This window comes from Algoriphagus sp. (assembly GCF_024305035.1).
GTDB lineage: Bacteria > Bacteroidota > Bacteroidia > Cytophagales > Cyclobacteriaceae > Algoriphagus.
Genome location: NZ_JAMWZB010000061.1, coordinates 1 through 5,109 on the forward strand (window position 1 = coordinate 1; position 5,109 = coordinate 5,109).

Here is a 5,109-nt window from a genome sequence, read left to right on the forward strand (position 1 = left end):
CCTAAAATTATCAAAAATTGCCCGATTTTAAAAAACTTCAAAAGCGATTTCCCTGGGGAATCCTCGAGCAAATTTGAAAGTAAGGTATTGCCGTCAGGTTAATTTAATCAAAAAGGTTGGATGGAATTGAAGGCTAAATTTCAAAATTCAAAAGGGTATTAGTAGTTTTAATGAATTATTTAATCTGAATTCTGAATTAACCCACAGTGCATGAAAGGAATTATCTTGGCCGGAGGCTCCGGAACTCGTTTGTATCCCTTGACGATCACAGTAAGTAAGCAGCTGATGCCGGTTTATGACAAGCCGATGATTTATTATCCGCTTTCGGTTTTAATGATGGCTGGGATACGGGAGATTTTGATCATTACCACTCCTGAAGATTCGGCGGCCTTCCAAAAATTGCTCGGCGATGGCTCTCAGCTGGGCTGTAGATTTGAATATGCGGTGCAACCTTCCCCAGATGGCTTGGCACAAGCCTTTATTATTGGGGAGGAATTTATTGGGAATGATAAAGTAGCGCTAATCTTAGGTGATAATATTTTTTATGGTTCCGGACTTCACAAAACCTTGTTGGAAAATACAGATCCTACTGGGGGAGTGGTCTTTGCCTATCATGTCAATGATCCGGAGCGCTATGGTGTAGTGGAATTTGACCAAAACCAAAAAGCGATCAGTATTGAAGAAAAGCCAGTAAACCCCAAGTCAAACTTCGCAGTTCCCGGCTTATATTTTTACGATAATAGAGTAGTCGAGATTGCCAAGCAAATCAAACCCAGTCCCCGCGGTGAACTGGAAATCACAGATATCAATAATGAATATCTAAAAATGGGTGCTTTACAGGTAGCGATCTTAAATCGGGGAACAGCTTGGCTGGATACCGGTACGCATCAGTCACTCCTTCAGGCGGCACAATTTGTCGAAGTAATCGAAGAGCGTCAGGGCTTGAAAATCGGATGCATCGAGGAAATTGCTTATCGAAGCAAGTTTATCGGAAAAGAAGAATTACTTCAGGCGGCCGAAAAACTGGGGAAAAGTGGCTACGGAATCTATCTCAGACGCTTAATTTCTTAAGGATTGGCTAAAAAAAGAGGTGCAATCCCAATCGGTAGCACCTCTTTTTAAGGGGTTAAACCCAAAAATCTTCCTCCCAAAGTCTAAATCCGCCTTTGAATGCGTTTTGATTGGTGCCTAGTCGGCAACCTTCGGGAACTTCGGTAAGCAGTTTCGAATTTCCTCCTCCCAAAACAATGTCCTCGGGTTGAAAGGTATCTCGAAAGATCTCAACGGCTTTGCTGACGTGTTTTTCCCATCTTTTTTGTCCGCTGTTAAACAGGTATGATTTCCCGATATAGGATTCGAAAGTGGATTTCTTGTAGGGGAGATGGCCTCCCTCAATCGGAAAAATAGTCTGATTCATGACCATTGCGGTGCCCAAACCCGTACCCAATCCCAAAAAAAGTAATTTTTTCCCTTCATAACTGCCCAAGGCTTGCATGGCCGCATCGTTTAAGATTTTCACCGGACAGTCAAAGGCCTTCTCAAAGTCAAAATCCATCCAACCTGATCCCATATTGACCGGTTCACTTTTGATTTTATTGTGTTTGACCACACCGGGAAACCCCATGGTAATCACATCAAAAGACCATTCGGCGGCATTTTCTCTAACCAGCGGGACCATTTGTTCCGGGGTAAACTCACTACCTGATGGGATTTTTATTCGTTCAGTTTCTCCTGTGGCTAGAATTTTCACATTCGAACCACCAATATCGATGACTAGGACGTTTTTATTGGATTTTTTCATTCGATCAAAGCAGGGCTGTTGCCCCCAAAACAGATTTATTTATTTCACTGTGAAACTATAAAATTTAAGGGAAAAATAGCCTACCCAAGGCCGCATTTTCAAATTGAAAATAAAAAGTCTTCTCCTAAATAGAAATGAGTTTAAAATGAAATTGGCTATTTTCGTTTTTGTTTACTGCTATTTCTTTTCCCAAATGGTAAAAAGCTTCCAAAAGAGTGGCATTATTAAACTTTCCCGCATCAATCGCTTTGAATCCAATTAACTCAATTAAACGCTTGACTCTGATTTTTTCCGGAACCTCGTCTCCACAAAAGTAGGTTTCCTTGATTATTCCTAAGGGATCGTAAAGCGGATAATCCATGCCCAGATTGTTAAACGCTTTGAATAAATGAGCCTTGGGAGCGATTCGCTTAAGTATTTTGGTAGGGGAGTGATTGATTTTGTTCGAGTAGGTGGTATTGGTACAGTCAATGATCAGTTTATCTGAGGTGTCGGTATTTTTAAACGATTGCCAGATGGCCTGCAAATGTTCATTCTCGCTGCAGATTAATAAGATTTCCGCTTGGATAATCGCTGACTCAAAGGGACAAATCCGATGATGGAGGCGATTGAGCATTTTCCATTCGACTTCCTCAACATCAAAATCGGGATGAACTCCAAAGACAACGGAAATACCAGCATTGATAAATTTTTTTCCAAGTGCCTTTGCCAAAGAGGTTCCTCCAAGAATTCCTAATTTCATAAAAGCGCGTTTAATGGGTGAGGTAATTTGGGGACGATAAGTTTTCATTGACCGATTAAAGCTCAATCTAATCTTTTGAAAAATAGGTTTTTATATTTAAAATAAAAATAATATTTGGTGAATTTTTAGAATTCAAAATATTCAGCTTTTTCTTAGCGTCAAAAATCTTTTTTTTTAATTTGAAAATGAGAATGAATTTTCAGCATGGTCAGGACCTGCGCTTTCTTTTGTGTTTTTCGGCATTGTAGACCGTAGATTTCATTCTATTTTTATGCAGGCCATCGTCAATAAAAAAGGTTTAGAACTTTAGTGAATATTTTCTGTTTATGAAATTATCTAGAGCAGTTGTAAACTCATTTAAATGGATCTTAGCAAAGGAGAAAGAAAACAGGTTGTCACTATCACACTTTTTAGATTTGAAGGAATACATGCATTTTGGATTTTCAGACAAATGGGAAAATCCCAACAGCATTTTAAAAAAATCAAAGGACTTGAATTTTATAAATTAATGGGCAGCGGAGGGAAAAATGGGTTTTCCAAGATGCTAAATTTTAATGTTTATGTTTTGCTGGCTGTTTGGGAATCCGAAAATGCCGCTGAAACTTACTTTAATGAATCCGAGTACTTTACTCCATTTAAATCAAGGGCAACAGAAAACTGGACCATCTATATGAATACCAGTAAGGCTCATGGAAAATGGTCAGGGATTAACCCATTCCGTACCCACCCAGCGGATCAATCCGGTCCTGTAGCGGTGATTACCCGGGCTAGGATCAAACTTCGGTTTTTGCGAAAATTTTGGAGCTATGTACCCTCGGTCAGTAAGAATTTAAACGAGCGGGATGGTTCGATATTCTCCATAGGAATTGGAGAATATCCTTGGCTGATGCAGGCAACGTTTAGTCTGTGGGAGGATCTTGAATCCATGCGTAATTATGCTTACCGATCCAAACTCCACAGTGAAGTGATCCAGAAAACCAGGACCTTAGGATGGTACAGTGAAGAGCTGTTTGCGAATTTTGTGCCCTATAAAACTGTGGGCGAGTGGGAAGGTAAAAACCCACTTGCCCAATTTCTAGACAACTAAAGAAACAGGAAATTTCTGCTGGTGCTGGTTCATCCAAAAATCCCCGCGATACTGCCTCCATCGTGACTAATGGTCTGGCCGGTAATGAAGCTACTCTGTGGTGAAAGTAAATAAACCGCCAATGAAGCTAGCTCTTCAGCCTTTCCCATCCGACCCATAGGAATGTTTCTTTCCATTGCTTTTTTTGCGCTTTCAAAGGAAAGATTCTCAGTAATGCTTTTGTTTTTAATTACGCGTTCAATAGCTGGAGTATCATGCGAGCCTGGAGCCAATACATTCACCGTTACCCCACTTGAGGCAAGTTCAAGTGCGAGGCTTTTAGCAAAACCTACAACACCTGCCCGAAAAGCATTGCTCAAGGTCAGGGCAGGAAGCGGTTGTTTGACAGATTGACTTTCCAGAAAAAGTATTCTGCCATAGCCATTCTTCACCAAAAATGGAGCAAGCCGTAAAGACAAATCTATTTTCCAGCGCATCACCAATTGCCAAGCTTCATCCCAATCGGCCAAGGTAGTTTGTAGGGGAGTTCCAGTAGGAGGCCCTCCGGCATTGAGGAATATGCCGTGAAAGTCCTGGTTTTCCAGGGATTGAAAAATTCGATTTCGTGTTTCTTCTGAAGTCAGTGTACCTTCCATTAGCTCTACGCTTTGCATAAAATCAGCAAACTTTTCTCTGAGCAATTCACCTCGCCTAGCCACCAGTACAACACGGGCTCCTTCATTTAAAAGCATTCGGGCAACTGCCTCTCCCAGTCCGCTGCTTGCCCCGCAAACCAGAAATCGTTGATTGGTTAATCTTAAGTCCATCGCAAATAGAGTTGGTATGTTGGGATTCTAAAACGAATTAAATGGATAAAATTTAAATTAATTCAATTTGAGAATTTTATTGGTGGTTATTTCTTGATATTTCTAGCTGTTTTGATGGCTTTAGATTCAGAAAGTATAAGGCATGGATTTTACTGCACTAGTCCATGGGAGGTTTCCTTCACATTCAAAAAGTTTTTTTGGCTGGCATTGATCTTGTCCTGATTGATGAACCTTTGCGTCTCAATGTTGCTTTGCTGAATTTTTTCTTCTTTGATTTGGAGTTATAAACTCTTTTTGAGCAGTGATCACTACAATACGTGGTTACTTTGGTCATTGCAGTGACTGAATTTCCACAGAACTGGCATATAGTGTAATTCTGATGTTTGAGCTCCCAGCTTATTGTTATGATCAGTTTGTTTCCTCGTGTTTCTGATGGTGATTACATATAATTATTTCGAGCTAATTTTCGTCATTCATTTGCGATACAGAAAGTGTAACTAGTTGTAAAAAAGATATTTGGAAAAAATCGGTACAAATACGGTACATATCCAATGTGGACTTTTTTTTCGCAATAAAAAATCGATTTTTTTTGATCTTTTCAAATACTTGGTGTTTGGGCCAGGGAAATCGCTTTTAGATTTTCAGGACTTTAGATCGGTACTCATCATCCAGA

The 5,109-nt window shown here is 40.0% G+C and carries 5 protein-coding genes; 2 read left to right on the forward strand and 3 right to left on the reverse strand.

Going from position 1 to position 5,109, the window contains the following annotated elements; all coding sequences use genetic code 11:
* Positions 1–210: 210 nt before the first annotated feature.
* A complete protein-coding gene (gene rfbA, locus Q0L00_RS19415) occupies positions 211–1,071 on the forward strand; it encodes a glucose-1-phosphate thymidylyltransferase RfbA (protein WP_297338554.1) in 861 nt (286 codons plus the stop codon).
* Between the two features lie 55 nt (positions 1,072–1,126).
* Here the strand turns inward: rfbA and Q0L00_RS19420 are convergent, their stop codons facing one another.
* Both Q0L00_RS19420 and Q0L00_RS19425 read right to left on the reverse strand, forming a co-directional pair.
* Positions 1,127–1,801 carry an ROK family protein gene (locus Q0L00_RS19420; RefSeq protein ID WP_297338555.1) on the reverse strand — a complete coding sequence of 225 codons (675 nt, stop codon included), beginning with the start codon at positions 1,799–1,801 and terminating at the stop codon, positions 1,127–1,129.
* A gap of 124 nt (positions 1,802–1,925) precedes the next feature.
* Entirely contained in the window at positions 1,926–2,543 is a 618-nt protein-coding gene (locus Q0L00_RS19425) for an NAD(P)-binding domain-containing protein (RefSeq protein WP_297338556.1), read from the reverse strand.
* A gap of 361 nt (positions 2,544–2,904) precedes the next feature.
* Between Q0L00_RS19425 and Q0L00_RS19430 the strand changes: the two genes are divergently transcribed.
* Positions 2,905–3,630: a spheroidene monooxygenase gene (locus Q0L00_RS19430; protein ID WP_297338557.1), complete on the forward strand. Its 726-nt coding sequence runs from the start codon at positions 2,905–2,907 to the stop codon at positions 3,628–3,630.
* A gap of 29 nt (positions 3,631–3,659) precedes the next feature.
* Here Q0L00_RS19430 and Q0L00_RS19435 read toward each other — a convergent pair whose 3' ends face one another.
* Positions 3,660–4,436: an SDR family oxidoreductase gene (locus Q0L00_RS19435; protein ID WP_297338558.1), complete on the reverse strand. Its 777-nt coding sequence runs from the start codon at positions 4,434–4,436 to the stop codon at positions 3,660–3,662.
* Positions 4,437–5,109 lie beyond the last annotated feature (673 nt).